This is a genomic window from Pedobacter sp. 01N416 (assembly GCF_056399685.1).
This window is the reverse complement of record NZ_JBFTRT010000834.1, coordinates 1-1,495: the sequence shown is the minus strand read 5'-3', so window position 1 is coordinate 1,495 and position 1,495 is coordinate 1. Positions and strand designations below refer to the sequence as shown.

2 protein-coding genes are annotated in these 1,495 nt (G+C 41.4%); both read right to left on the bottom strand.

Annotated features, from left to right (window positions below):
- The coding region (locus AC1DND_RS27660) for a hypothetical protein (protein WP_477586037.1) at nucleotides 1-290 on the bottom strand (290 nt) is incomplete at its 3' end.
- A 42-nt stretch (nucleotides 291-332) separates the two neighbouring features.
- Nucleotides 333-1,495, bottom strand: a 1,163-nt coding sequence (locus AC1DND_RS27655) for an efflux RND transporter permease subunit (protein ID WP_477586035.1), incomplete at its 5' end; no start/stop codon positions are given.

Genomic DNA, 1,495 nt, shown 5'->3' with positions numbered 1-1,495 from the left:
CCATTAGTGGTGTACCCTTTGCCGAACGGGCCTGCAATTGCAATTCCATGTACACCAAGTGTATTGTGGATCACACCTACCGAATCGCCATTGTTCTTATTTAATATATTTACCTGATTGCCATGAGAAACAAAAAGATTGTTGTGCTGCTGATCGATGCTCACATAATCCCAACCCCCATCGCTTTGTATTTTATGGACTGCCAATACATGCAGGCTACTTTTTTGTTGGGCATTTGCAGCAATTGACATTGCAAAAAGAACCACAATGCTTAATAATTTCTTTTTCATTTTTTTAGTTTTAATATTCTGAGGATATGGATTTAAAATCTATTACGCTTCAACTGGATCTCCTTCAGGTTTGGCCGATTTGTAGAATCGCCTGATCAAGCTTGGTAAAGCAATGAGCAATAAAGGCATGGCTGCTATAAAACCGCCAATTACGGCTATAGCCAACGGTTGATGCAATTGTGCACCAGCTCCAATACCTAAAGCCAAAGGCATTAAGGCGATAATTGCCCCAAGTGCAGTCATTAATTTTGGTCTTAACCTGGTAGAGATGGCAAAGGTTATGGCATCATCAACACTTTGCTTGGCAAGGGATTCTTTAAACTGTAAAAAGGTAAATATGGCATTCTCGCCGATAATACCCACAATCATAATCAACCCTGTATAACTGCCTACATTGAGTGGTGTATGGGTTAAAAACAAGGCTAAATAACTCCCTGAAATGCCCAGTACCGAGATCAATAAAATGAGAAAGGCAATTTTAAAATCTTTAAATAGAAATAAAATTACGCTAAACACCAACAAACTCGATGCGATAAGAATGGTGAGCAGTTCGGAGAACGATTGTTGCTGTTCTTTATATGCACCACCATATTCGATGTGGTAACCCGAAGGCAGGTTTACATTGGTATTTACAGCTTTCTGAAGATCTTTCATTACACTTCCCAGATCGCGGTTATCGAGCCTTGCGGTAACTACCCCAATGGTTTGCAGGTTTTCCCTAGCCACTTCGGCAATTCCTGCYTTAAGATCAACCCTGGCCATTTGCTGAATGGACACCGCTGTTCCATCAGGCAAGAAAATTTTAAGCTTGTTGATATCGGCCACGCTAAAAGTCCTGCTTCCGGGGTACACCATGCGGATGGGTGAAAGCTGTTGTTTATCGTATAAATCGCCTATTAAAGTCCCCTGCATTGCGGTTTGGAGCTGCGATTGAAAAGATACTGGACTAACACCATATTGTGCCAGCATAGTAAAATTCGGTTGAATATTTACCGTTGGCCCTGAGCGCACAATACCATCAAACACATCTGCTGTACCACTTACGTGCGAAACCAGATCAGCTACCTTTTTAGATAAAGCCTGCAGTTTTTCCTGATCATTGCCAAAAATTTTCACCTCGATGGGTTGTGTGGAACTCATTAGATCGCCTAACATATCACCAATTACCTGCCCGAAATCGATTACCAATGCAGGTTGTGTATTTT